The organism is Nocardioides sp. Z13_37 (assembly GCF_058355585.1).
This window is the reverse complement of record NZ_JBZGDV010000003.1, coordinates 90,863-116,516: the sequence shown is the minus strand read 5'-3', so window position 1 is coordinate 116,516 and position 25,654 is coordinate 90,863. Positions and strand designations below refer to the sequence as shown.

At 72.9% G+C, this 25,654-nt stretch carries 22 protein-coding genes; 13 read left to right on the top strand and 9 right to left on the bottom strand.

The window, feature by feature from the left end; genetic code table 11:
• Window positions 1–18: 18 nt before the first annotated feature.
• Window positions 19–279, top strand: coding sequence for a zf-TFIIB domain-containing protein (locus AC4H2S_RS10180; RefSeq protein ID WP_491496861.1), 261 nt, complete (start codon window positions 19–21; stop codon window positions 277–279).
• A gap of 21 nt (window positions 280–300) precedes the next feature.
• On the opposite strand, the gene AC4H2S_RS10175 is transcribed toward AC4H2S_RS10180, so the two are convergent.
• Window positions 301–1,824 (bottom strand): helix-turn-helix domain-containing protein, encoded by a 1,524-nt coding sequence (locus AC4H2S_RS10175; RefSeq protein ID WP_491496860.1) that lies wholly within the window; start codon window positions 1,822–1,824, stop codon window positions 301–303.
• Window positions 1,825–1,925: 101 nt separating this feature from the next.
• On the opposite strand from AC4H2S_RS10175, the gene AC4H2S_RS10170 reads away from it, so the two are divergent.
• A complete protein-coding gene (locus AC4H2S_RS10170; protein WP_491496859.1) occupies window positions 1,926–2,942 on the top strand; it encodes a zinc-dependent alcohol dehydrogenase family protein in 1,017 nt (338 codons plus the stop codon).
• Entirely contained in the window at window positions 2,939–4,735 is a 1,797-nt protein-coding gene (locus AC4H2S_RS10165; RefSeq protein WP_491496858.1) for an alkaline phosphatase D family protein, read from the top strand. Before AC4H2S_RS10170 ends, AC4H2S_RS10165 begins: the two co-directional genes overlap by 4 nt.
• Before the next feature lie 9 nt (window positions 4,736–4,744).
• Here AC4H2S_RS10165 and AC4H2S_RS10160 read toward each other — a convergent pair whose 3' ends face one another.
• Window positions 4,745–4,891 (bottom strand): hypothetical protein, encoded by a 147-nt coding sequence (locus AC4H2S_RS10160; protein WP_491496857.1) that lies wholly within the window; start codon window positions 4,889–4,891, stop codon window positions 4,745–4,747.
• Between the two features lie 136 nt (window positions 4,892–5,027).
• On the opposite strand from AC4H2S_RS10160, the gene AC4H2S_RS10155 reads away from it, so the two are divergent.
• Complete coding sequence (locus AC4H2S_RS10155; RefSeq protein WP_491496856.1) at window positions 5,028–6,161, top strand: DNA glycosylase AlkZ-like family protein; 1,134 nt, start codon at window positions 5,028–5,030, stop codon at window positions 6,159–6,161.
• Here the strand turns inward: AC4H2S_RS10155 and AC4H2S_RS10150 are convergent.
• The 5 genes from AC4H2S_RS10150 to AC4H2S_RS10130 all read right to left on the bottom strand — a co-directional run bounded on the left by AC4H2S_RS10150 (window position 6,145) and on the right by AC4H2S_RS10130 (window position 11,002).
• Window positions 6,145–7,032, bottom strand: a complete 888-nt coding sequence (locus AC4H2S_RS10150; protein ID WP_491496855.1) for an RNA polymerase sigma-70 factor — start codon at window positions 7,030–7,032, stop codon at window positions 6,145–6,147. The genes AC4H2S_RS10155 and AC4H2S_RS10150 overlap by 17 nt on opposite strands.
• A 2-nt stretch (window positions 7,033–7,034) precedes the next feature.
• Window positions 7,035–7,619, bottom strand: a complete 585-nt coding sequence (locus tag AC4H2S_RS10145; RefSeq protein ID WP_491496854.1) for a carboxymuconolactone decarboxylase family protein — start codon at window positions 7,617–7,619, stop codon at window positions 7,035–7,037.
• Window positions 7,620–7,722: 103 nt separating this feature from the next.
• On the bottom strand, window positions 7,723–9,399 hold the full coding sequence (locus AC4H2S_RS10140) for an alpha/beta hydrolase (RefSeq protein ID WP_491496853.1): 1,677 nt from the start codon (window positions 9,397–9,399) through the stop codon (window positions 7,723–7,725).
• A gap of 309 nt (window positions 9,400–9,708) precedes the next feature.
• Complete coding sequence (locus tag AC4H2S_RS10135; RefSeq protein ID WP_491496852.1) at window positions 9,709–10,509, bottom strand: SRPBCC family protein; 801 nt, start codon at window positions 10,507–10,509, stop codon at window positions 9,709–9,711.
• Window positions 10,510–10,519: 10 nt separating this feature from the next.
• On the bottom strand, window positions 10,520–11,002 hold the full coding sequence (locus AC4H2S_RS10130; protein ID WP_491496851.1) for a pyridoxamine 5'-phosphate oxidase family protein: 483 nt from the start codon (window positions 11,000–11,002) through the stop codon (window positions 10,520–10,522).
• A gap of 163 nt (window positions 11,003–11,165) precedes the next feature.
• Here AC4H2S_RS10130 and AC4H2S_RS10125 point away from each other — a divergent pair, with 163 nt between their 5' ends.
• Window positions 11,166–13,529, top strand: coding sequence for an ATP-binding cassette domain-containing protein (locus AC4H2S_RS10125; RefSeq protein WP_491496850.1), 2,364 nt, complete (start codon window positions 11,166–11,168; stop codon window positions 13,527–13,529).
• A gap of 84 nt (window positions 13,530–13,613) precedes the next feature.
• Here the strand turns inward: AC4H2S_RS10125 and AC4H2S_RS10120 are convergent, their stop codons facing one another.
• Both AC4H2S_RS10120 and helR read right to left on the bottom strand, forming a co-directional pair.
• Window positions 13,614–14,819, bottom strand: a complete 1,206-nt coding sequence (locus AC4H2S_RS10120) for an HNH endonuclease signature motif containing protein (RefSeq protein WP_491496849.1) — start codon at window positions 14,817–14,819, stop codon at window positions 13,614–13,616.
• Window positions 14,820–15,130: 311 nt separating this feature from the next.
• Complete coding sequence (helR, locus tag AC4H2S_RS10115; protein WP_491496848.1) at window positions 15,131–17,332, bottom strand: RNA polymerase recycling motor ATPase HelR; 2,202 nt, start codon at window positions 17,330–17,332, stop codon at window positions 15,131–15,133.
• 67 nt (window positions 17,333–17,399) lie between these two features.
• Here helR and AC4H2S_RS10110 point away from each other — a divergent pair, with 67 nt between their 5' ends.
• The 8 genes from AC4H2S_RS10110 (at window position 17,400) to AC4H2S_RS10075 (ending at window position 25,648) form a co-directional block, all read left to right on the top strand.
• A complete protein-coding gene (locus tag AC4H2S_RS10110) occupies window positions 17,400–17,840 on the top strand; it encodes a PaaI family thioesterase (protein WP_491496847.1) in 441 nt (146 codons plus the stop codon).
• A 4-nt stretch (window positions 17,841–17,844) separates the two neighbouring features.
• Window positions 17,845–18,201: a DNA polymerase ligase N-terminal domain-containing protein gene (locus AC4H2S_RS10105; RefSeq protein ID WP_491496846.1), complete on the top strand. Its 357-nt coding sequence runs from the start codon at window positions 17,845–17,847 to the stop codon at window positions 18,199–18,201.
• A 31-nt stretch (window positions 18,202–18,232) separates the two neighbouring features.
• The gene (locus AC4H2S_RS10100) at window positions 18,233–18,451 is read left to right on the top strand and encodes an RNA polymerase subunit sigma-70 (RefSeq protein WP_491496845.1); all 219 of its coding nucleotides are present in this window, start codon (window positions 18,233–18,235) and stop codon (window positions 18,449–18,451) included.
• 227 nt (window positions 18,452–18,678) lie between these two features.
• Window positions 18,679–20,265 (top strand): ABC transporter substrate-binding protein, encoded by a 1,587-nt coding sequence (locus tag AC4H2S_RS10095; protein ID WP_491496844.1) that lies wholly within the window; start codon window positions 18,679–18,681, stop codon window positions 20,263–20,265.
• A complete protein-coding gene (locus AC4H2S_RS10090) occupies window positions 20,265–21,221 on the top strand; it encodes an ABC transporter permease (protein WP_491496843.1) in 957 nt (318 codons plus the stop codon). Before AC4H2S_RS10095 ends, AC4H2S_RS10090 begins: the two co-directional genes overlap by 1 nt.
• Window positions 21,218–22,105, top strand: a complete 888-nt coding sequence (locus AC4H2S_RS10085; protein WP_491496842.1) for an ABC transporter permease — start codon at window positions 21,218–21,220, stop codon at window positions 22,103–22,105. Before AC4H2S_RS10090 ends, AC4H2S_RS10085 begins: the two co-directional genes overlap by 4 nt.
• Entirely contained in the window at window positions 22,105–23,925 is a 1,821-nt protein-coding gene (locus AC4H2S_RS10080; protein WP_491496841.1) for a gamma-glutamyltransferase family protein, read from the top strand. The genes AC4H2S_RS10085 and AC4H2S_RS10080 overlap by 1 nt, the downstream gene beginning before the upstream one ends.
• Window positions 23,909–25,648: a dipeptide ABC transporter ATP-binding protein gene (locus AC4H2S_RS10075; RefSeq protein ID WP_491496840.1), complete on the top strand. Its 1,740-nt coding sequence runs from the start codon at window positions 23,909–23,911 to the stop codon at window positions 25,646–25,648. The genes AC4H2S_RS10080 and AC4H2S_RS10075 overlap by 17 nt, the downstream gene beginning before the upstream one ends.
• Window positions 25,649–25,654: the final 6 nt, after the last annotated feature.

The following is a 25,654-nucleotide window of genomic DNA, read 5'->3' as shown; positions in this document are numbered from 1 at the left end:
CAGCGGTACCGTCGAGGGATGGAGAGCATCACGTGTCCCCAGTGCGGTGTCGAGATGACCGAGCGGACCCACGGCGAGGCGAAGGTCAGCGTGTGCCCCGAGGGGCACGGGGTGTTCCTCGCCCGTGCCGACCTCGGCCTGCTCGTCGAGGCCGAGAACGACTGGCACCGCAACAGCGGCCAGCACACCGCGCCACTCCCGCGCATCACCGCCGACATGACCGCCCCGCCCACCACCGGCAAGGTGTCGCGGGCCTGGGTGGAGACCCTCTTCGGCTGACGCCGAGGGGGGCCGGGCGGCTCAGATGTCGCGGAAGGTCTCGATGTTGGCGCCCAGCTCGTTGAGCCGCTCGGCCAGGTCCTCGTAGCCACGGTGGATGACGTAGGTCGAGCGCAGCACGCTGCGGCCCTTGGAGGCGAGCATCGCGATGAGCAGCACGACGGCGGGACGCAGGGCGGGCGGGCAGACGATCTCCGCACCGGAGAAGTGCGTCGGGCCGTCGACGAGCACCCGGTGCGGGTCGAGCAGCTTGACCTGGGCGCCGAGCTTGTTGAGCTCGGTGAGGTAGATCGCCCGGTTCTCGTAGACCCAGTCGTGCAGCAGGGTCTGGCCGTCGGCGACGGCCGCGATGACCGCGAAGAACGGCAGGTTGTCGATGTTGAGCCCCGGGAACGGCATCGGGTGGATCTTGTCGAGCGGCGCCCGCAGCTCCGAGGGGTGCGTGGTGAGGTCGACCAGGCGGGTCTCGCCGTTGAGCGCGACGTACTCCGGCGAGCGGTCGTAGCGGAAGCCCATCTCCTCGAGGATCGCCAGCTCGAGCTCGAGGAACTCGATCGGCGCCCGGCGGATGGTGATCTCTGACTTGGTGACGATCGCGGCCGCGAGCAGCGACATCGCCTCGATGGGGTCCTCGGACGGCGCGTAGTCGACGTCGACGTCGATCGACGCGCGGCCGGTGATGCGCAGGGTGGTGGTGCCGACGCCCTCGACCTCCACGCCGAGCTTGCGCAGGTAGAAGCACAGGTCCTGGACCATGTAGTTGGACGAGGCGTTGCGGATCACGGTCGTGCCGGGGTGGAGCGCGGCGGCCATGAGCGCGTTCTCGGTGACCGAGTCGCCGCGCTCGGTGAGCACGATGGGCCGCTCCGGCTCGATCGCGCGGTTGACGCTGGCGTGGTAGGCGCCCTCGGTGGCCTTGACGTCGAGGCCGAACGGGCGCAGGGCGGCCATGTGCGGCTCGACGGTGCGCTCGCCCAGGTTGCAGCCGCCGGCGTAGGGCAGCTCGAACTCCTCGGTGCGGTGGAGCAGCGGGCCGAGGAACATGATCACCGAGCGGGTGCGGCGTGCGGCGCCCTCGTCGATCGCGGCGAGGTTGAGCTCGGCCGGCGGGATGATCTCGAGGTCGTTGTCCTCGTTGAGCCAGCGGGTGGCGACGCCGAGCGAGTTGAGCACCTCGAGGAGGCGGTTGACCTCCTCGATCCGGGCGACCTTGCGCAGCGTCGTACGGCCGCGGTTGAGCAGGGAGGCGCACAGCAGCGCGACGCCGGCGTTCTTGGAGGTCTTGACGTCGATCGAGCCGGAGAGCGTGGTCGGGCCCTCGACCCGCAGGTGGGTGGGGCCGGCGCCGAGCGCGACGATCTCGGAGTCGAGCGCCGCGCCGATGCGGGCGAGCATCTCGAGGGAGAGGTTCTGGTGGCCCTTCTCGATGCGGTTGATCGCGCTCTGACTCGTGCCGAGCAGCTCGGCCAGCTGGTGCTGGGTGAGCCCGCGGTGCTTGCGGGCGTCGCGGATGAGGTTGCCGATGCGGCCCTTGTAGTCAGCCATGCCGAACACGGTATCTCAGATATGAGATAACGCCAGTTGGCGCGATCCGGGCCCCTCCCAAGGGCGGGGGAGGCCCTTCGGGAGCGTGGCAGGATCGCGCCATGCGTGCAACGACGATCCATGCGCCCGGCGACATCCGCTTCGAGGAGGTGCCCGATCCGCGCATCGAGGCGCCCACCGACGCGGTGGTGAAGGTGGTCGCGGGCTGCATCTGCGGCTCGGACCTCTGGCCCTACCGTGGCGAGAACGACATCCGGGCCGGGGCGACGATCGGCCACGAGTGCATCGGCATCGTCGAGGAGGTCGGCTCGGAGGTCTCGCGGACCAAGGTCGGCGACTTCGTCATCGTGCCGTTCTGCCACTGCGACAACACGTGCGCCCACTGTCGCGCGGGCGTGCAGTCGGCGTGCGTCAACCTCGGGGGCACCTCGAGCGGGCAGGGGGAGTACGCCCGGGTGACCCAGGCCGACGGCAGCCTGGTCGCCACCGACGGGATGCCCGACGACGACCTCCTCCCGTCCCTGCTCGCGCTCTCCGACGTGATGGCCACCGGCTGGCACGCCGCCGTCGCCGCAGGCGTGCAGCCCGGCCACACCGTGGTGGTCGTCGGTGACGGCGCCGTGGGGCTCTGCGGGGTGCTGGCCGCCGCGCAGATGGGCGCCGAGCGGGTCGTGGTGATGTCGCGCCACGAGCCCCGCCAGGAGATCGCCCGGGCCTTCGGCGCCACCCACGTCGTCGCCGAGCGCGGCGAGGAGGGGGAGGCCCGCATCGCCGACCTCACCGAGGGGATCGGCGCCGACGCCGTCCTGGAGTGCGTGGGCACCGACGGCGCGATGAGGACCGCGTTCACGGTGGCCCGGCCGGGCTCCACCGTGGGCTTCGTGGGCGTGCCGCACGGCGTGGAGCTGCCGGTGCGCAGGATGTTCCAGAAGAACGTCGGCCTCGCCGGCGGGATGGCTCCCGTGCGCCGCTACCTGCCCGACCTGCTCGAGCGGGTGCTCTCCGGCGCGATCGACCCCGGGAAGGTGTTCGACCTGACGCTGCCGATGGCCGAGGTGGCCGAGGGCTACCGCGCGATGGACGAGCGCCGCGCGATCAAGGTGCTGCTGCGCCCGTGAGCCGACCCGACGACCGGCTCCTGCTGGGGCCGCTGCTGCGCTATGTCGACGAGACCTCGGCATCGGTCTGGGTCGAGACGGCGGCCCCCGGCACGGTCACCGTCGTCCGCGGCGCCACCACTGCGAGCGCGCCGACGTTCCTGGTCCACGACCACCACTACGCGCTGGTCGAGCTCGACGGTCTCGAGCCGGGCACGACCGAGGCCTACACCGTCGCCGTCGACGGCGAGCAGGTGTGGCCACCGGTCGGGTCGCCGTTCCCCGACCCCGTGATCGCCACCCTCGAGGCGGGCCGCCCCCTGCACCTCGCGTTCGGCTCGTGCCGCACGTCGGTGGCGCACGACGCGAAGGGCAACCGCACGCACGGCGTCGACGCGCTGCGCGCCTGGGCGCTGCGCGTGGCCGGCCAGGTCGAGCCGGCCGATCCCGACGACCCGGACCTCACCCCGGACCGGCTGCCCGACCTGGTGCTGTTCCTGGGCGACCAGGTCTACGCCGATGACACCACCGACGCCATGCGGGAGTTCATCGAGTCGCGCCGCGACATCGACGAGCCGCCGTGGACCGAGCTGCAGGACTTCGAGGAGTACGCCCACCTCTACCGGCTCGCGTGGTCCGACCCGGCCAACCGCTGGCTGCTGTCGACCGTGCCGAGCGCGATGATCTTCGACGACCACGACATCCGCGACGACTGGAACACCTCGCTGGAGTGGCGCCGCGAGATGGAGGCCACGTCGTGGTGGCACGGCCGCATCGTGGCCGGCCTCGGGTCCTACTGGGTCTACCAGCACCTCGGCAACCTCTCGCCCGCCGAGCGTGAGGTCGACGAGGTCTACGCCCTCGTGCGGGCGCACCGCGGCCAGGACGAGCAGGACCTCGGCCCGCTCCTCGACGCCGTCGCGGCGCGGGTCGACCAGCAGCCCCAGACCTACCGCTGGAGCTTCACCCGCGAGTACGACACCCAGGCCCGGCTCGTCGTCGTCGACTCACGGGCCGCCCGCCGGCTCGACCCCGACCACCGGGCGATGCTCGACCCCTCCGAGGCGGCATGGCTCGACGAGCAGCTGCGCGGAGACGTCGACCACCTGCTCATCGGCACGTCGTTGCCGTTCCTGCTGGCCCGCGGGCTGCACCACCTCGAGGCGTTCAGCGAGGCGCTCGCCCGCGGCGCGTGGGGCGAGCGGGGCGGCCGACTCGGGGAGAAGGCGCGCCAGCTGGTCGACCTCGAGCACTGGGGGGCGTTCCAGACGAGCTTCCAGGAGGTCGCCCGGCAGGTGATGGAGGTCGCGGCCGGCAAGAGGGGCCGGGCACCGTCCACGGTGACGTTCCTCTCCGGCGACGTGCACCACAGCTATGTCAGCCAGGCGCGTCCGGCCGACGGCGGGCCGGAGCTGGGGTCGACGATCCTGCAGGCCGTCTGCTCCCCGATGCGCAACCCGCTCGCGCGCAGCCTGAGGTTCGCGACGGCCGTGCTGTCCTACGGCGTGGCCGGTCCGGTCGGTCGGCTGGCAGCGAGGTCGGCGCGGGTCCCCGACACCCCCTTCACGTGGACCTACGCGGAGGGCCCGTGGTTCGACAACAACCTGGCGTTCCTCGACCTGGCCGGGCCGAGCCTGCGCATCTGGTGGGTCACCGGGGAGGTCGTCGACGACCACGAGCGTCCGCGGCTGGCCAAGGTGGAGTCCTACGCGCTCGACGAGGACGGCAACCCGCCGCCGCTGGAGGGCGTGGTGTCGAAGGTGCGGCGCCGGGTCGCGCGGCGCACGAGGGACGGCCTGGTCCGGGAGCGGTGAGGACGGCGCTCAGGCGTTGCTGAGCGTGCGGTCACGCCCGTGGACGCAGTCGCAGGTGTCCGAGCACGGCAGGTAGGTGTGCCGGCCGTGGCCGCAGCCGGTGCACGGGAGGTCGTGCGAGAGGTGGACCGAGCTGGTCTCGACGGTGTCCCACATGCTCTCGAGGGTGGCACCGCACCCGCGCTCGCGGACCCGAACGTGCCCGGAATGCCCGATCTGGGGCACGGAATGGCCCGTTCGGGCCATGGGCGTGTGGCCCGAACGTCCCGCACCGGCGTCCTAGGATCGCCGCATGGGGGCGCGGACCGGTCACGAGCTCACGCGGCAGCAGGCTCGGCGCATCGCCGTACGCGCCCAGCTGCTCGCGGAGCCGCGGCCGACCGACGCGCTCGACGTGGTGCGCCACCTCGGCTCGCTCCAGGTCGACCTGACCCGCGTCGTGGCACCGCACGCCGAGCTCGCGCTGTGGACCCGGCTGGGTGGTGCCTTCGATCCCGATGACCTCGAGGACCTCGTCGGCGACGGCGCGCTCGTCGAGGTCAGGGGCATGCTGGTGCCCAGCGAGGACGTGGCCCTGCTGCGCGCCGACATGGACGCCTGGCCGGGGGAGCCGCCGCTGAAGGAGTGGCAGGAGGACCTCGCGGACTGGGTGGCCGCCAACGACGGTTGCCGCCGCGACATCCTCGCGCTGCTGCGCTCGGAGGGACCGACGCCCGCGCGCGACCTGCCCGACACCTGCGAGGTGCCGTGGCGCTCGACGGGCTGGACCAACGACAAGAACGTGATGAAGCTCCTCGAGTGCATGGAGGGACGCGGCGAGGTCGCCGTCGCCTCGCGCGAGGGCAGGGAGCGGCGGTGGGACCTCGCCGAGCGGGTCCACCCCGGCGACCCGGCGGTGCCGGTGGAGGAGGCGCACCGCACGCTCGCCCGTCGGCGGCTCCGCGCGCTCGGCATCGCCCGGCCACGCGCCCTCGAGGCGTGGGACGAGCGCTACGACGTCCGTGACACGGGTGAGCCGGCGCGGGTCGAGGGCGTCCGCGGCCAGTGGCGCGTCGACCCCGACCTGCTGGCCGACCTCGACGACTTCGCCGGACGCACGGCGATCCTCTCCCCGCTCGACCGCCTGGTCTTCGACCGCAAGCGGATGGAGGACCTGTTCGCCTTCGACTACCAGCTGGAGATGTACAAGCCGGCAGCGAAGCGGCAGTGGGGCTACTGGGCGATGCCGGTGCTCGACGGCGACGAGCTCGTCGGCAAGGTCGACGCCACCGCCGAGCGCGACGCCGGCGTGCTCGTGGTGGACGCCGTGCACGAGGACGGCACCTGGTCGGCGGCCCGCCGACGGCGGGTCGAGGCCGAGATCGCCGCGCTGGGGGAGTGGCTGGGGCTCGAGGTCGTGCGGTCGGACGCTACGACCGGCGGGTGAGCGTCGCCGGGACGTCGATCCGGGCGAGCTTGGCGGGATTGCGCACGGCATAGATCCGGCTGATCCGGCCGTCCTCGACGAGGAAGGTGATCGCCGTGTCGTGGCCGTCCTCGAGCCCGACGATCCTGACGCCAGGGGACCCGTTGAGCGGGACCGGCACGACGGTGGCGCCCGCCCCGAGCTTCGGGAACGCCCGCAGCAGGTTCGCCACCTTCTTGGCGCCCGCGACCGGATGGGCGATCGCCTGGGCGATCCCGCCGCCGTCCGCCACGAGGACCACGTCGGGGGCGAGGACGTCGAGCAGGGCCTGCAGGTCGCCGCCCGCGACCGCGGCGAGGAAGCGTTCGACGACCTGCTCCTGCTCGCTCCGGCTCACCTGCCTGCGCGGCCGCCGGGCCGCGACGTGCTCGCGGGCCCGGTGCCCGATCTGGCGCACCGCCGCCGCGGACTTGTCGACGACGCCGGCGATCTCGCCGTACGGCATGTCGAACACCTCGCGCAGCACGAACACGGCGCGCTCGGTCGGGGTGAGCGTCTCGAGCACCGTCAGCATCGCGTACGACACGCTCTCCGCGAGCTCGACGTCGTCGGCGACGTCCGGCGCGGTCAGCAGCGGCTCGGGGAGCCACTCGCCGACGTACTCCTCGCGTCGGCGCGCGTTGGCCCGCAGCCGGTCGAGCGCCTTGCGGGTGAGCATCCGCACCAGGAACGCCCGCGGGTCCCGTGCCTCGGCGCGGGCTGCCGGCCCGATGGCGTCCCATCGGATCCAGGTCTCCTGCACGACGTCCTCGGCCTCGGACGCCGATCCGAGCATCTCGTAGGCCACGGTGAAGAGCAGACCGCGGTGGGCGACGAACGGGTCCTCGGACACGGTCAGGAGCCTACGGCCGGGCGCTGGGCGAGCGGCGGGAGTCCGCAGGCGGCCGCGAAGCCGTCGGACTCGATCCCGAACGCGACGTTCGCGCGGGTGGTGGAGTTGGCGAACGCGATGACCGCGGTCAGCTCCACCAGGGCGGCGTCGCCGAGCTGCGTGCGGAGGGCGGCGACCATCTCGTCGGTCACGGTCGGCTCGGTCTCGGTCATCGCCTCGGCGTAGGCGAGCACGTCGCGCTCCAGGGACGTGAAGGCGTCGGACTCGCGCCACCGGGGGATCTCGCGGGCCTTGGTGACGTCGAGGTCGCGGCGGTGCGCCTCGAGGTAGTTGAAGTCCAGGCACCAGCTGCAGCCGACCCTCGCGGCGACCGCCAGGTGTGCCCACGACTTCAGCTGCTCGTCGCACGTGTCCCACTTCTTGACCCTGCGCCCGGCGGCGGCCATGTCGGTCAGCACCCTCGGGTTGTGCCAGTAGACGCCGATCGAGGTGGGCACCGTGCCGAGGGTCTTGCGGGCGAAGCGCTTGATCAGCGATCCCCTGACGCCGGAGATGTCGGCGGCGGGGACACGGGTGGTGGTGGTCATGTCGTCCTCCTGAGGTCGGTCGGTCGACATCAAGACGCCGGCAGGCACCCGTTCTGTGACATCCGGCTGCGACACCGGCCGTGACATCGGGCTGGGCCGACGGTCAGCGCCTGAGCAGCCGGCGCAGCTCCTCGGTCGTCTCCGGGCTCCATCCGCTCGGTCGCACCAGCTGGACCCAGGCCGCCGCGTGCTCGCCCGAGAAGTTGTGGCCGTAGCCGGGCTCGGTGTCGAAGGCCATCGCCAGGTCGGCCGAGACCTGGAAGAACGTCACGAGCGGCACCCAGCGCACGCCGCTCGGGACGTCCGCTCCGCGCTCCTCCTCCAGCCAGTCGGGTCGTCGCAGGAGCAGGTCGGGGCTCCACCACGTGACCGGGTCGGACGCGTGCTGGAGGTAGAGCACCCGGCTGCCCTCCCACGGCCGGCCGGACGGCGGCGGGCTCTCGGCGCGCGTGGCGAACCGGACGATGCGCCCGTCACGGTAGACCGGCTCGATCTGGGGCGAGCCGGGATCGCGGTCGTCGGACAGCTCGCCCCAGAGCCGGTTGAAGCTCGGCGGACCGACGAAGAGGGCGCCACTCGTGCGGTTGGCGAGGTCGTACTCGCCGCTGAACGCCTCCTCGGCGCCGAAGGAGCCCAGGCTCTCGCCGAAGACGTAGAGCCGCGGTCGGTCATCGGGCGGGAGCGTCGTCCACCGCTGGTAGACCGCGTCGAACAGCCCGCGCCCGGCCCCGCGGGCCCGCTTCGCGTCGACGACGAACGACAGCCAGGACGGCAGGTGGGAGTACTGCATCGCGACGATCGCGGAGTCGCCACCGGTGACGTACTCGAACCCGGCCGCCGCGCTCGGCTCCACCCAGCCGGTGCCGGTCGTGGTGACCACGAGCAGGTGCTCGCGGTCGAACCCGCCGGCGCGCTCGAGGTCGTCGACGGCGAGCGCCGCCCGCTCCTCGGCGTCGTCGGCGTTGCCGAGGCCGGCGAAGGCGCGGATCGGGTCCATCGCGGTCGTCCCCACGACGTCCTCGATCTGCTCCGCGGTCGGGCCGCCGGCCACGAAGACGCGGCCCTCGCGGCCCATGTCGTCCCAGTCGACCAGCGACTCGTCGCTGCCCGAGCGCAGCGCGGAGTCGGGCTGCCGCGCCGAGGCGGGCGTCGTCAGGTCGCCGACGGCGAACGACGCGTCGAGGGCGCGCAGGCCGGCGTCGGCGAGCACCCCGCTCACCAGCGTGACCACGAGGCCCACCACCACGACCACCCCCAGCGCCTGCGCCGCCTTCGGCCCGATCCGGCGCCCGAGCAGCCGGACGAGTCGCCGGGTCAGCGCCCGCAGCCCCCGCGCCGCGGCGAGCACGAGCCCGGCGACGAGCAACGCGATCGGCGGCACGAGCAGCACGAACGCGAGGGGCGTGGGCTCGCTGCCGGCGAGCCGGTGGGCCTCCTGCTGCCAGCGGGCGCCCAGGAGCAGCATTCCCACCCCGCCCACCACGCCGGTCACGGCCAGCGCGGTCGTGGCCCAGCGCGGCCAGGCGCCCCGGGGCCGGTCGCGCACCGCGCTCCAGCACCACGAGCAGAGCACCCCGAGGCCGTATCCCGCCGCCGCGGCGACACCCGTGACGATGCCCTGGAAGAGCGGTGGGCGCGGGAGCAGGGACGGCGTCAGCGAGACGGCGGCGAGCAGCAGCGCCCCGGCCACGCCCGGTGCCACCAGCGCGAGCCGGCGGGCGGATGTCCGCGCGAGCGTGTCCAGCCGTGCCAGGGCCACGCCGGTGGCGTCACCTGCCATCGGGGCACCTCCTCGCCCGTGACGCGAGCGCCCTGCGCCGAGCTCCTCGCGCCCAGACGGACTATCCCACACGGCGTCCGCGCGGGTCACCGTCCCGGACGTCCGGCGGACGGTCCCCCCACCTGCTCGGCCGGGCCTTCGCCTTCGCCTCCGCCTTCGCCTTCATCAAGGTATGCAGGCCAACCCGCACTTCCCGGCCTCAATTCATCGAGGGAAGTGCCGGTCCAGCGACATACCTTGATGAACCATCGACGGCGGCGCGGGGCCGCGTCGCGGATCGGGCTACGCGCGGTCGTCGCGCATCCGGGCCTACTCGTCCAGCGGGAGACCGAGCGCCGAGGCCAGCGCGCGCGGGTCGGCCACGGAGAGCGTGGCGCCGGGGTGGGTGATCGTGCCGGTGGGGTCGATGGCGGGGACCGCTTCCCGGAACGTCAGGCAGAGCGCACGCTCGCCGTTGGTCGTGAAGGAGACGCCGCGGTCGGCGGCCGACAGGTGGGCGGGACCGGCGGTCTTGAGCCACGAGAAGCCGCCGGTGAGCTGCCCGCCGGCCAGGTTGGCGCGCGGGGTGACCAGGCGCCACGGACCGAAGCGGACGTAGAGCCACTGCGGACCGACCTCCACCGTGGTGCTGGCCGGGGTGATGCCGAAGGCGCGCGCGGGCGCGACGTACGACGGCGCGAAGGCGAAGTCGAACGTCTCGACCGCCTCGGGCGTGCCCTCGCCGCCGGGCTCCCGCACGAGGCCGCGCAGCGCCGCACCTGCCGGCACCCGGTAGGGCTGGAGGGCGGCGGCGGCGGGACGCGGCACCCGGAGCACGGCACGGCTGACGCCGCCCGGCGCGGGCAGGACGTGGTGGTCCATCGTCGTGGCGACGGCCCCGCGCCCGGCCCGCCACGTCCACGACCGCAGGGCGGGGTCGACACCGACGACCTCGAAGTCGACGGCGACCCCGGGCGGGCCGTGCACCCGGCCGGTGGTGCCGGGCGCCAGGACGTCGTCGGACGACTCGACCTCGCGGATCGACGGCGCCCACGACGACCACGTCGCGGGGGTGGTGAAGCGGCGCCACGCCTCGTCGGCGGCAGCGGGACCGTGCGCGTCGACGAGCATGGCGCCGGCCTCAGAGCTGGACGGTGTCGTTGTCGCCCAGGTCGGGCCGGTCGTCGGTGACGAGCCCCTTGGCCACCTGGACCACGAGGGCGACCTTGCCGGGCGACTCCCAGTACTCGGCCGTGTCGCCGTCGATGCGCAGCAGCACGCTCTCGGGGTCGTCCGGACCGCCCGACATGAAGGCGCCGGCCGAGGCGTCCCACAGCTCGCGCAGCTTGGCGCGGTCGTCGCTGACGTGGGCGGTGCCGGCCAGCGAGACCCAGCCGGCCTTGCTGGAGTAGGAGACGTTGACCCGCGGGTCGGCCTCGATGGCACGCACCTTGTCGCTGCTGCGCTCGGTGATGAACCAGGTGGTGCCCGGGCCCTCGAAGTCCTGGGTGCCCATGGGCATGGAGACCAGCCGGCCGTCGAGCGAGACGTAGGTCAGCACCGCGATGTCGGTCTTCTCCATGATCTCGGCCACGGTGGCGGTCGGGTCGTCGTGAGTGCTCATCTCCCGACAGTGACACGCCCCGCCGACCCGGCACCCCACCCGGGAGGCTGGTGCGGTCACACCGGCGGCGCGCGGGCCGTCGTACTGGCAGGATTGCCCCAGCACTGCAGGGGCACGAGACCCGTTCCGCCGGGTCCGCGAGCAGACAGGGGACACGCAGAGCATGACGACCACGCACCCGGCCGACGACCACGCGCTGATCAGGGTCGAGGGGGCCCGGGAGAACAACCTCAAGAACGTCAGCGTCGAGCTGCCCAAGCGGCGGCTGACCGTGTTCACCGGGGTCTCCGGCTCCGGCAAGAGCTCGCTCGTCTTCGCCACGATCGCGGCGGAGTCGCAGCGGATGATCAACGAGACCTACAGCGCGTTCGTGCAGGGCTTCATGCCGAGCCTCGCCCGGCCCGACGTCGACCACCTCGAGGGACTCACCACCGCGATCATCGTCGACCAGGAGCGGATGGGCGCCAACCCCCGCTCGACCGTCGGCACCGCCACCGACGCCAACGCGATGCTGCGGATCCTCTACAGCCGCCTCGGCGACCCCTACGTCGGCCCGCCGACCGCGTACTCCTTCAACGTCCCCACCCGCAAGGCCAGCGGGATGATGACCACCGAGAAGGGCGGACGCACCGAGCGGCGGATCGCCAAGCAGGAGGTCTACCTCGGCGGCATGTGCCCGCGCTGCGAGGGCATGGGCAAGGTCAACGACATCGACCTGACGGCGCTCTACGACGCTGAGAAGTCGCTCAACGACGGCGCCCTCACCGTGCCCGGCTACTCGATGGACGGGTGGTACGGCCGGCTATTCGAGGGCATGGGACTGCCGATGGACAAGCCCATCAAGTCGTTCACCAAGAAGCAGCTCGAGACGATGCTGTGGTCGGAGCCGACCAAGATCAAGGTCGAGGGCGTCAACCTCACCTTCACCGGCATGATCCCGCAGATCCAGAAGTCGATGCTCTCCAAGGATCCCGAGGCGATGCAGCCGCACATCCGCCGCTTCGTCGACCGGGCGGTCACCTTCCAGACCTGCCCGGAGTGCGAGGGCACGCGGCTCACCCCCGAGGCACGGAAGTCCACGATCAGGGGCAAGTCGATCGCCGACGTGTGCCAGATGCAGATCAGCGACCTCGCCGAGTGGGTGCGCGAGCTCGACGAGCCGTCGGTGGCGCCGCTGCTCAAGGGCCTCCAGCACCTGCTCGACTCGTTCTCCGAGATCGGGCTGGGCTACCTCTCCCTCGACCGTCCCGCCGGCACGCTGTCGGGCGGCGAGGCCCAGCGCACCAAGATGATCCGGCACCTCGGGTCGTCGCTGACCGACGTCACATACGTCTTCGACGAGCCCACCATCGGGCTGCACCCGCACGACATCGAGCGGATGAACAACCTGCTGCTGCAGCTGCGCGACAAGGGCAACACCGTGCTGGTCGTCGAGCACAAGCCGGAGACGATCGCGATCGCCGACCACGTCGTCGACATCGGTCCCGACGCGGGCGCCGCGGGCGGCACGATCTGCTTCGAGGGCGACGTGGACGGCCTCCGCGCCAGCGACACGATCACCGGCCGGCACCTCGACGACCGGGCGCGGCTCAAGGAGTCGTTGCGCGAGGCGAGCGGCGTGATGGAGGTGCGTGGCGCCTCGACCCACAACCTGCGCGACGTCGACGTCGACGTCCCGCTCGGCGTGCTGACGGTGGTCACCGGGGTGGCCGGATCCGGCAAGAGCTCGCTCATCCACGGCTCGCTCGCCGGCCGCGACGAGGTGATCGTCATCGACCAGGGCGCGATCAAGGGCTCGCGGCGCAGCAACCCGGCGACCTACACCGGCCTGCTGGAGCCGATCCGCAAGGCCTTCGCCAAGGCCAACGGCGTCAAGCCCGCCCTGTTCAGCTCCAATTCCGAGGGGGCGTGCCCGACCTGCAACGGCGCGGGCGTGATCTTCACCGAGCTCGGCCCGATGGCGACGGTCGAGTCGCCGTGCGAGGAGTGCGAGGGCCGACGCTTCAAGGCGGAGGTCCTCGAGTACACGCTCGGCGGCAAGGACATCGCCGAGGTGCACGAGATGTCGGTGGTCGACGCCCTCGCCCACTTCGGCGAGGGGGAGGCCCGGATCCCGGCGGCCGTGAAGATCCTCGAGCGGCTGGTCGACGTGGGGCTGGGCTACCTCTCGCTGGGCCAGCCGCTCACCACGCTGTCCGGCGGTGAGCGCCAGCGGCTCAAGCTGGCCACGCAGATGGGGGAGAAGGGTGACGTCTACATCCTCGACGAGCCGACCACCGGCCTGCACCTCGCCGACGTGGCCAACCTGCTCGGCCTCCTCGACCGCCTCGTCGACTCCGGCAAGTCGGTCATCGTGATCGAGCACCACCAGGCCGTGATGGCCCACGCCGACTGGATCATCGACCTCGGCCCAGGCGCGGGCCACGACGGCGGCACGATCGTCTTCGAGGGACCGCCGGCCGAGCTGGTGGCAGCGAAGGAGCCCACCCTCACCGGCACGCACCTCGCCGCCTACGTCGGCGCGTGATGCTGCTCCTCCACGGGCCCGGTGCGGGTGTCGATGGGCTGGCTGCTCCCCGGCGTCCGAGTCGGTGCTCGGTGGCGAGCTCGGCTATCTGCGCGGGTGGAAGCGGAGGTCGCCGTTGGGGAGTCGGTCTGTGCGGTGGCCGGTGTGGTGGGCTCGGTGGTGATGGTGGCTGCACAGCAGGATGGCGTTGGCCAGGTCGGTGGGCCCGCCGTGCTGCCACGGGGTGAGGTGGTGGGCCTCGCACCAGGTGCCCGGGGTGTCGCACCCTTGAGCGCGGCACGTGCGGTCGCGCACCAGGAGTGCCTTGCGCTGGGCGGGGGTGAAGAGGCGGCGGGCTCGGCCGAGGTCGATCGGGAGGCTGTCGCCGGCGAGGACGGCGGGCAGGATCTTCGCGGTGCACGCCAGCCTGCGGGCGTGGGCGGCGGTGACCTGGTCGCCGGTGAGGTCGTCGCCGGGCACGAGGCCCGCACCGGTGAGGTCGGCGGTCGCGAGGTCGGCTCGTAGCGCGTCGAGGGTGATGGTGACCACCAGTGTGGTGGCGTCGCCGCCGTGGACCGGCAGGCGGGTGGGGTCGAGGGACTCCAGGAGCTGGATGAACGCCTGACCCAGCCGGCGCGGATAGGGCAGACGGGCGAGCACCCCCCCATCCGTCGTCGAGCCAGCGCCACGACCGTTGCCAGCTGCGGAGGCCAGGCGAGGGTTGGCGAACGCTTCGAGGTAGGTCGCGAGCCGGGTGGCGGCGGCGTCCGGGATGCGACCGGAGATGCGGGTCGTGCCATCGCCGAGACGCCGCAGCATCAGGCGGGTCTGCTGCTCGGCGTGGGCCTCCAGGTCGGCGAGGCGGGCGGACTCTGCCTGCTCGGCGACCTCGGGAGCCACGACGTCGAGGATCCGGTGCCCGATCCGGCCGAGCGCCTTGGGCCCGAACTCCGCGGAGCGCTGGACCAGGTGGGCCTCGGCCAGCGACACCGTCTCGGCGTCGACCGCCTCCGGCAGGGCGGTCAGGGCGCGCTGGATGACCTGTGCCTGCGCGAGACTCACCGCGCCGTCCCGCATCGCCGCCGCCAGCACCGGGTGGCGCCGGTCGAGCGCGTGGGCCAGGCGAAGGTCGGCGCGCGCGTCGGTGAAACGGGTGCGCGTGTGCTGCGCCAGCCACCCGGCCGCGTCCTTCGCCGCCGTCTCGGCGGCAAGGTCACCGGCGTCGGCGAGGATCCGCAGGCGCAGCTCGACCAGCTGACCCTCGGCCCGCGCCAGCTCGCTCAACGCGCTGGCCTTGTCGGCGGTGGTCATGAACGTCGGACTGGCATCGGCGACCGCTTTCAGCGACGACCTCACCTCACCCACCGCAGCCATGATCGGGTGCGACACGATCGGCCCCCTCTCGCGACAACGACGGTCCACCGCGCACACGCGCGGCTGCTGAACGGTCGTCGCTCCTGGAGGCCCGGATCACCGGGCTATCACGTCACCCTCGCAACTCGCCCCCACCAGCCACAGCCCGGGCACTGCCCTGGAGCCATGGACCTCGTGAAGCGTTCCCCCAGAGTAGCGTCCACCTGCATTATTCGCAAGTGTGTTCGATGCGCCGTGTGCCCCGAACATCACGGCGTGAGCACCACCAGGCGCTGCGTGGCGCGCGTCATCGCGACGTAGCGGTCCACCGCGCCCCCGACACCGTCGCCGAGCCGGTCCGGGTCGACCAGCACCACCAGGTCGAACTCGAGGCCCTTGACCAGCTGCGGCGGCAGCGAGCGGACGCGCGCCGAGTCGGCGTACGTCGGATCACCGACCACGACGGCGGTGCCCTCGGCGTGTTCGGCGAGCCACGCGCCGATGATCGCGTCGCGCTCCTCGACGGGCGCGTGGAGGACCGGGATCCCGCTCTCGCGGATCGACGTGGGCACGTTGGCCTCCGGGAGCGCGGCCCGGATGACCGGCTCCGCCTCGGCCATCACCTCGGCAGGGGTGCGGTAGTTGACCGTCAGCGGCGCCACGGTGACCTCGGGCAGACCGACCCGAGCCAGGCGCTCGACCCACGACTCGCCGAAGCCGTGGCGCGCCTGCGCACGGTCGCCGACGATCGTGAGGCTGCGCGAGGGGCAGCGCCGCAGCAGCATCGCCCACTCGGCGTCGCTGAGCTCCTGCACCTCGTCGACCACGATGTGGGCGAACGGACCGGCCAGGCGGTCCACGTCGGCGTCGGGCAGGGCCGCGTCGTCGACCAGCGCGCTCTGGAGGTCGTCGTGCACGAGCATCGACACCAGCCCCTCGCCGTAGTCGTCGGCACCGGACTCGCGGGCGGTCGTGCGGAGGTCGTCGATCACCCCGTCCATCCGCGCCCGCTCGCGTGCCTCGGCGACGGCGGTACGACGCCGACGGCTCGAGGCGTGGGGGTCCCCGAGCCGGAGCCGGGCCGCGTCGAGCAACGGGAGGTCGGCGTCGGTCCATGCCTCGGGGTCCTCGCGTCGCAGCGCGCGCACCTCGTCGGGAGCCAGCCACGGCGCGCAGTGGCGCAGGTAGGCCGGCACCGTCCACAGGTCGCCGACGAGGTCGGTGTGCTCGATGATCGGCCACGCCCGGTCGAACGTGTCGCGCAGCCCGGCATGGCGGTCGAGGACGCGGCGCAGGTCGTCGGGGGAGAGGTCCTCCAGCTCGTCGGCCACCTTGTCGACCAGGATCGTCAGGACCGCCTCCCACACGTCGTCGCGGGCCAGGTTGTGGGGCGTGCCGGGGTCGGGGGAGGCGAACGCCTCCGCCCACTCGGCGGCGGTGATCCGGACGTCCACCCACGGGGTCTCGACCAGGGAGGACTCCGTGGGCGGCTCCTCGTAGAGCGCGACGGCAGGCTCGATCGCCGCGACCATGCACAGGTCGGCCTTGAGCGAGGCGACGCGTGGGTCGCACTCCGGGCCGGAGGCCGCGTCGGGCACGAGATCGGCGATCGTGCACGTCTGCACGCCCTCCTCGCCCAGGCTCGGCAGCACGTCGCCGACGTAGGCGAGGTAGGGCTGGTGCGGGCCGACGAAGAGCACGCCGCCGCGCCGGTGACCCAGCCGCGGGTCGGCGTGGAGGAGGTAGGCGGTGCGGTGCAGCGCGACCACGGTCTTGCCCGTGCCGGGACCGCCGTCGACGACCAGCGCGCCGCGCGACCCGGCCCGGATGATGGCGTCCTGGTCGGCCTGGATCGTGGCGAGGACGTCGCGCATGCGGGGCGTACGACTGCCGCCCAGCGTCGCGACGAAGGCCGACTGGTCGTCGAGGGCGGCCGCGTGGCGCAGCGCCTCCTCGGTGAAGGCCTCGTCCCAGAAGTCGACGATCCGTCCGCCCGACCACCGGTAGCGGCGCCGGCTCTCCAGGCCCTGCGGGTGGGCGTGGGTCGCGGCGAAGAACGGCTCGGCCGCGGGGGAGCGCCAGTCGACGAGCAACCGCCGGCCGCCGGCGTCCGCCAGCCCGAGGCGCCCGACGTACGTCGGCTCGTCGCGCCCCGCGTGCACGATCCGGCCCAGGCAGAGGTCGAGGTCGTAGCGGCGCAGCGCGCGCAGTCGTGACGACAGTCGGTGCACCTCCTGGTCGCGCTCGAGGGCGGCAGTGCCGTGGCGCGCCGGGGCCGCTCGGGTCTCGGCGAGCCTGCCCTCGAGGTCGGCGATCGCCCGCTCGAGCGCGTGGGCGATGCGGGCGAAGTGCATGCGGTCGCTGTCGATGAGGGCGGGGTCCGCCTTGGCGGCGAGCGCCTCGGGAAGCGCGAAGGGGAAGGTGTCGGGAACGGTGTCGGGGAGGGCCTCGTACGGGCGTCCTAGCGGCATCACGCCGTGCAGTGTGCAGGCCGACCGGGGTCTTGCGGCAAGGCCCCCGATGGCCTATACGTTGAGAGTGGAGGCAGTCCAGGGCATCGGCTCGGTCCCGATCCTGGAGGCCATGGGCATCCGTGTCGTCGAGGTCCGCGCGGGGCACGCGGTGGCCGAGATGCCGCCCGAGCCCAACGTCAACCACTTCGGCGTGACCTACGCCGGGTCGCTGTTCAGCGTCGCCGAGATGCTGGGCGGGCTGCTCAGCCTGGCGACCTTCGACCTCGAGGGCGAGCTCGCCGGCTTCGTGCCGCTCGTCAAGGAGTCGACGATCCGCTTCCGTCGTCCGGCGATGGGCGTGGTGCGTGCCACGGCGTCGCTGTCGCAGGAGGAGGCGGCGCGGGTGCGGGCCGACGCGCTGGCGTCCGGCCGCGGCGAGTTCGCGCTGGAGGCAACGCTCACGGACGCCGCCGGGGAGGTCGTGGCGACGACCGTCGGGACCTACCAGGTCCGGCGCCTGGAGTGAGCCGGTGAGGTTCGTGCTGCACGACCACCGGCGCCCGCGCCCGCACTTCGACCTCCGACTCGAGGAGGAGGGCGTGCTGCGCAGCTGGGCGGTGCCCAAGGGGCTGCCGGACGACAGCCGCCGCGACCGGCTCGCCATCGCGGTGGACGACCACGACCTGGACCACCTCGCCTACGAGGACGAGCACAAGTCCGTCGCCGACACCGGCACGTGGGAGGAGCACGACCGCGACGGCCGCCGGATGGTGTTCTCCCTCCACGGGCGCGAGGGCGTACGCCGCTATGCGCTCATCCACACCGGCGGCACGCAGTGGCTGCTGCACCTGACGCAGGACCAGCCGGGAGCCGTCAACAAGGGTTGACAACTCAGGCCTGGTCAATCACAGTTGACGCATGAGGACAGCCATCGACGCCGAGGAGCCTGGCGAGCCGGGGGAGGGGGGGCCGCTCGACGAGCTGGTGCGCATCGCCCGCGCCAAGCACGAGCTGGCCGCCGCCGAGGCGGTCGCGGTGCGCCGCGCGCGGGTCCAGGGGTTCACCTGGGCCGAGATCGGCACGCTGCTGGGTGTGAGCAAGCAGGCGATGCACAAGAAGTACGGCAAGTCCGCCTGACGCCGGCCTGCAGCGCAAGCGAGGCGTTGACGAGCCCACGGGCCCGGTGTTACACAAGGATCGTATACAAAGTCGTATACAAGAAGTCCGTGTGACCGCACCCTCTCGGGAGACTCACCGTGACGTCCAGGCAGACTCGGATGCCGCACCACCGTCCACCCCAATGCGCCCCCCGCCCGTCGCGGCTACGGCGCCCGTCCTCGCTCGTCCTCGCCGGCCTCCTCGCGGTGCTGCTGTCCGCGTGCTACGCGGTGCAGCCGCGGGGCGAGACGCCGGAGCGCAAGGACGTCTCGAGCGTCCCCATCGAGGCCGTGTCCCTGGCCGACGGCGGCGACCTGGTGATGGGCCTCTCGGCCGATCCCGACGTGCTGGACCCGACCACGTCCTCGTCGCTCTACACGCGCTACGTGATGAGCTCGATCTGCGAGAAGCTCTACGACATCGACGCCGACGGGCGCATCGTGCCCCAGCTCGCCACCGAGCTCCCCGAGCTCGACGACGCCGGCCGCACCGTGCGGATCCCGCTGCGGCAGGGCGTCACCTTCGCCGACGGGACGCCGTTCGACGCCGATGCGGTGAAGCGCACCCTGGAGCGCCACCTCGAGAAGGAGGACTCGGCCCGCGCGGCCGAGATGGGCCCGGTCGAGAGCGTGGTCGCCGTCGACGACAGCACCGTCGAGCTGAGGTACGAGACGCCGTTCGCGCCCGTCACCGCGTCGCTGGCCGACCGAGCGGGCATGATCATGAGCCCGCGCGCCCTCGACGACCTCGGCGACGACTTCGGCACCTCGCCGGCGTGCGTGGGTCCGTTCCGGTTCGTCGAGCGGGTGCCGGCGACCTCGATCGTGGTGGAGCGCGACCCGGAGTACTACGCGGCCGACGAGGTGCACCTCGACACGATCACCTACCGCATCATGACCGACGCCAACATCCGCGCCGCCAACCTGCAGTCCGGCGACGTGCACGTGATCGACACGGTGTCGCCGACCACGATCGAGACCCTCGAGCGCGAGCCGGGCATCGGCCTGCTGCAGACCGGATCGCTGGGCTACCAGGGCATCACGTTCAACCTCGGCAACACCGACGGCGTCGGCACGCCCCCCGGCAGGATCGACACACCGGTGGCCAGCGACCCCCGGGTGCGGGAGGCGTTCGAGCTCGCGCTCGACCGCGAGGCGCTGGTCAACTCGGTGTTCGACAACTGGTTCGAGCCAGCCTGCTCGCCGATCTCGCCCGACACCGTCTACGCCACCGAGGCCAGCAACGAGTGCCCGCCCTTCGACCCCGAGCGGGCACGCGAGCTCCTCGACGAGGCCGGCGTCGAGACACCGGTGCAGCTCACCATGAAGGTCTCCAACACCCCGGACACGCTCCGCCTGGCGCAGGCGATCCAGGGCAGCGTCTCGGCCGGCGGGTTCGACATCGAGCTCGAGCCCGTCGAGTACACGACGCTGCTCGACGACCAGACCGGCGGCGACTTCGAGATCCTCCAGCTCGGCTGGTCGGGCCGCATCGACCCGCACGGCAACATGTTCTCCTTCCTCTCCACCGGCCAGGCCAACAACTACTCCGGATTCAGCGACGAGCGCGTCGACGCCCTGCTCGAGCGGGCGGCCCGCGAGGTCGACACCGACCGTCGCGCCGACCTCTACGGACAGGTGGTCACCCTCGTGCACGAGGCCGACCCGATCGTCTACCTCTACCGGCAGCGCAACCTCACCGGCTACTCCGAGGACATCGCCGGCGTCAGCACGTACGGCGACGGGGTGGTGCGCCTGAGCCGGGCGGGCTTCGTGACGGACGGGGGCTCGTGATGGTGCGCTACCTGCTCGGGCGCCTGGCACAGGCGTTGGTCACGATGTTCCTCGCCTCCGTCGTGGTGTTCTGGGGGGTACGCGCCCTGCCGGGCGACCCTGCCCTCGCCGCCGCGGGGGAGGAGGCCGACCCGGCCACGCTGGCGGCGGTGCGCGCCGAGCTCGGTCTCGACGACTCGCTGCTCGTGCAGTACGGCACGTTCGTGAAGAACCTGGTCCAGGGCGACCTCGGCACCTCGATCGCCACGGGCATACCGGTCACCGATCTCCTCGGCACGACGCTGCCGGTCACGCTGTGGCTCAGCCTCTACGCCGTCGTGGTGGCCGTCGTGGTGGGAGTCGGCGCCGGGGTCGCGGCCGCGGTCCACCGTGGTCGCTGGCCGGAGTGGCTGGCCAACGGCTTCACCCTCGTCGGCCTGTCGGTGCCGAGCTTCTGGCTCGGGATCCTGGCGATCCTCTACCTGGCGGTGGGTCTGCGCTGGTTCCCGGCGTCCGGCTACGTGCCGGTCAGCGAGGAGCCGCTGCGGGGTCTCTACTACCTGACGTTGCCCGCGCTCGTGCTCGGCACCGCGCTGGCCGCCGTCATCATGCGCCAGACCCGCTCGTCGATGCTCGACACGCTCTCCGCCGACTACGTACGCACCGCACGCGCCAAGGGGATGCCCGCGCGCAGCGTGCTCACCCGGTTCGCGCTGCGCAACTCGCTCATCGTGGTCGTCACCATCATCGGCCTGCAGCTCGGCGGGCTGGTGTCCGGAGCCGTGGTGACCGAGCGGATCTTCGGTCTGCCCGGCTTCGGCAAGCTCACCCTCGACAGCGTCTTCACCCGCGACTACCCGGTGATCCAGGCGGTCGTGCTGGTCACGACGTTCGCCTACATCGTCATCAACCTGGCGATCGACGTCCTCTACTCGGTGATCGATCCCCGCATCCGCGTGGCAGGAGGGAACCGATGAGCGAGGCCACACCCGTCGTCACCGTCGACGACGTCGACCTGGGTCAGCAGCGCGGCCAGGTGCTGCGCCAGCTCGCGCGCAACCCGCTCGGGGTGGTGGGCGGGGCGCTGCTCCTGCTGGTCGTGCTGACCGCGGTGCTGGCGCCCCTGATCGCGCCCTACCCGCCGGAGGAGGTGCACTTCGACCTCCCGTTCCAGCGCGCCTTCACCGACGGCTTCCTGTTCGGCACCGACGACCTCGGCCGCGACATCCTCTCGCGCATCGTCTACGGCACGCGGGTCTCGCTGCTCGTGGGCGCGCTCAGCGTGCTGCTCGCGGTCGTGGTGGGCACCCCGCTCGGCCTGCTGGCCGGCTACGTGCGCTGGGCCGACGTGGTGGTGTCCCGGTTCACCGACCTCACGCTGGCCTTCCCGTTCCTCATCGTCGCCGTCGGGCTCGCGGCCATCAACGGACCCAGCGTCTACAACGCCGCGATCGCGCTCGGCATCGCCCAGGTGCCCACCATGGTGCGGGTCGTGCGGGCCGAGACGCTGCGCGTGAAGGAGCGCGAGTTCGTGCTCGCGGCCCGCGCCCTCGACGCCTCCGGGGCCCGGATCCTGTGGCAGCACGTGCTGCCCAACGCGGCGTCGGCGTTGATCGTGCAGGCCACCGTCATCATGCCGGTCGCCGTGATCGGCGAGGCGTTGCTGTCCTTCCTGGGCCTCGGCATCCAGCCGCCCACGCCGAGCCTGGGCATCATGCTCTCCGACGCGCAGCAGTACATCTTCCGCGCGCCGGCCGCGGCGATCTTCCCGGGCCTCACGATCGCCGTGATCTGCCTGGGCTTCAACCTGTTCGGCGACGCCCTGCGCGACGCCCTCGACCCCACCACCCGGAGGCGCTGATGACGGCCGACCCCGGCGCCTTCGTGGCGCCCCCCGAGCACACCACGAGGCCCACGCTGCGCGGCAGGTTCGGCATGTGTGCCTCCACCCACTGGATCGCGAGCGCGGTCGCGCAGTCCGTGCTCGAGCGCGGCGGCAACGCCTTCGACGCCGCGGTCGCGGGCGGGTTCGTGCTCCACGTGGTCGAGCCCCACCTCAACGGCCCCGGTGGCGACATGACGGGCCTCTTCGCCACCGCCGACGACCCCCGCCCGCGGGTGCTGGTCGGCCAGGGACCGGCCCCCGCCGGCGCGAGCATCGAGCACTACCGGGCCGAGGGCCTCGACCTCGTGCCCGGCACGGGTGCGCTGGCCGCGGCCGTGCCCGGCGCCGTCGACGCGTGGCTGCTGCTCCTGCGCGACCACGGCACCTGGGAGCTCGCCGACGTCCTCGCACCGGCGATCGAGTACGCCGAGGAGGGCCACCAGATCTCCGCGCGCGCGGCGCAGACCGTGGCCGCCACCGCGGAGCTGTTCCGCGAGCACTGGCCCACCTCGGCCGACCTCTGGCTGTCCGAGGGACGACCGCCCGGCGCCGGCGACGTCGTCCGGCTGACGGCGTACGCCACCACCTTGCGCCGACTGGTCGGTGCGGGCGCCGGCGCGCCCGACCGCGAGGGCCGCATCGAGGCGGCCCGTGATGCGTGGGGGAGCGGGTTCGTGGCCGAGGCGGTCGAGGCCTTCGTCGCGACCCCGCACCGCCACAGCGACGGCGCCGACCACGCCGGTGTGCTCGCCCGCGCCGACATGGCCGCCTGGCGCGCCGGCTACGAGGAGCCGGCGACCCTCGACGTCCACGGCGTCACGGTCTGCAAGACCGGCGCCTGGGGCCAGGGCCCGGTGCTGCTGCAGGCGCTCGCGATCCTCGCCGGCTTCGCCGACGACGAGGTCGACCCGTCCACCGGCGCCGGCGCCCACCGGGTGCTGGAGGCGCTCAAGCTCGCGCTGGCCGACCGCGACGCCCACTACGGCGACCCTGCGGACGGCCCCGGCGTACCCCTCGACGTGCTGCTCTCACCCGCCTACGCGGCCGAGCGCCGCGCGCTGATCGGCGAGGCGGCCTCCCACGACTACCGGCCGGGCGACGTGGGCTCCACGCCGGTCTACCTCCCACCGCTGCTCACCGAGGCGCCCGACGAGGCCGGCGCGGCAGCCGTGGGGGAGCCGACCGTCGGCGCGGTGGGCGACGTCCGCCGCGGCGACACCTGCCACCTCGACGTCGTCGACCGGTGGGGCAACATCGTCTCGGCGACGCCCTCCGGGGGCTGGCTGCAGTCCTCGCCGACGATCCCCGAGCTGGGGTTCTGCCTCGGCACCCGGCTGCAGATGACCTGGCTCGACGAACGGGCGCCGTCGGCGCTGCGCCCGGGGAGGCTCCCGCGTACGACCCTGAGCCCCACCCTGGTGCTGCGCGACGGCCGGCCGTGGTGCGCCCTCGGCACCCCCGGCGGCGACCAGCAGGACCAGTGGCAGCTGCTCTACCTGCTGCGGGTGCTGCGCGGCGGCTACTCGCCGCAGCAGGCGATCGACGCACCCGCCCTGCACACCACCTCGATGCCCGGCTCGTTCTGGCCGCGCACGTGGACGCCGGGCGGCGCGGTCGTGGAGGACCGGCTCGGCGAGGAGGTCATCGCCGACCTCGAGCGCCGGGGCCACGTCGTGACCCGCGCCGGCGACTGGACGCTCGGCCGGCTCTCGGCCGTCGCCCGCGACCCGGCGACCGGCCTCCTCGAGGCCGCCGCCAACCCGAGAGGAGCGCAGGGCTATGCCGTCGGACGCTGAGACCGCACCACAGGCAGCACCGGCGACCGCCACCGACCCAGCACCGGAGTCGGCGCCGCCGCTGCTGCGGATCACCGACCTCGAGGTGAGCTATCACGGCACGCCCGCGCTGCACGGCGTCGACCTCACCGTCGCCGAGGGGGAGCGGGTGGCCCTGGTCGGCGAGTCGGGGTCGGGCAAGTCCACGACCGCGGCGGCCGTGATCAACCTGCTCCCCGGCGGCGGCGCCGTGACCCGCGGACGCATCGAGTTCCGGGGCGAGGACGTCACCTACGCCGACGAGCGACGGCTGCGCCGGCTCCGCGGGCGACAGGTCGGGCTGGTGCCGCAGGACCCGATGTCCAACCTCAACCCGGCCACCCGGGTGGGCCAGCAGGTCGCCGAGACCCTGGTCGCCCACCGACTCGCCTCACGACGCGAGGCCCGGCGTCGCGCGGTGGAGCTCCTCGGCGAGGCGGGCATCCCGGACGCCGAGCGGCGCAGCCGCCAGTACCCCCACGAGTTCTCCGGCGGCATGCGCCAGCGGGTGCTCATCGCCATCGCGCTGGCCTGCGAGCCCGACCTGCTGATCGCCGACGAGCCCACGTCCGCGCTCGACGTGACGGTGCAACGCACGATCCTCGACCACCTCGAGACGCTGCGGGCCGAGCGGGGCGCGTCCATGCTGCTCGTCACCCACGACCTCGGGCTCGCGGCCGACCGCGCCGACCGGGTCGTGGTGATGTCGCAGGGCCGCATCGTCGATCAGGGACCGGCACGCGAGCTGCTGCGTCACCCCCAGCACGAGTACACCCAGCGCCTCGTGGCGGCAGCACCGTCGGTGGCCAGCGCCCGAGTCGCGGCCGGGGCAGCACCCGCCGGCCTCCGGACCGCCACCCGGGACGGGTCGTCCGCCGATCTCCCGAACGCCGGCTCGAACGCCGGCCCGACCGACGGCGAGACGGCGCCGATCCTCGCCGTCGAGCACCTCACGAAGGAGTACCACCTGCGCGGCCGGCGGGGCCGGCTCACCGCCGTCGACGACGTGTCGTTCGAGGTGCCCGCGGGCACGACGACGGCGGTCGTGGGGGAGTCGGGCTCGGGCAAGACCACCGTGGCCCGGATGGTGCTCGGGCTGGTCACGCCCACCGGTGGGGAGGTGCGGGTGGACGGCGCCCACGTGGCGGCGGCCAGGGGAGCGAAGCGACGGGCGATCCGTCGCGCGATGCAGCCGGTCTTCCAGGACCCCTACGCCTCGCTCGACCCGATGTTCACCGTCGAGCACGTCGTCGACGAACCGCTGCGGGTCTTCGGCGTCGGCGACCGGCGGTCGCGGCGGGCCCGGGTGGCCGAGCTGCTCGACCACGTCGCGCTGCCGCACTCGGTGGCCCAGCGCCACCCCAACGAGCTCTCCGGGGGCCAGCGGCAGCGCGTGGCGATCGCCCGCGCGCTGGCGCTCAACCCGCGTCTGGTGGTGTGCGACGAGGCGGTGTCTGCGCTCGACGTGCTGGTGCAGGACCAGATCCTCACGCTCCTCGCCGACCTGCAGCGCGACCTCGGCCTCTCCTACCTGTTCATCACCCACGACCTCGCGGTGGTGCGGCTGGTCGCCCAGGACGTGGTCGTGATGCAGCAGGGCCGGCTCGTCGAGACCGGAGCCGTCGACGACGTCTTCGAGCGACCGTCGTCCGACTACACCCGCGAGCTGCTGGACGCGATCCCGGGAGCCGGGGTGTTCTCGTGAGGCACG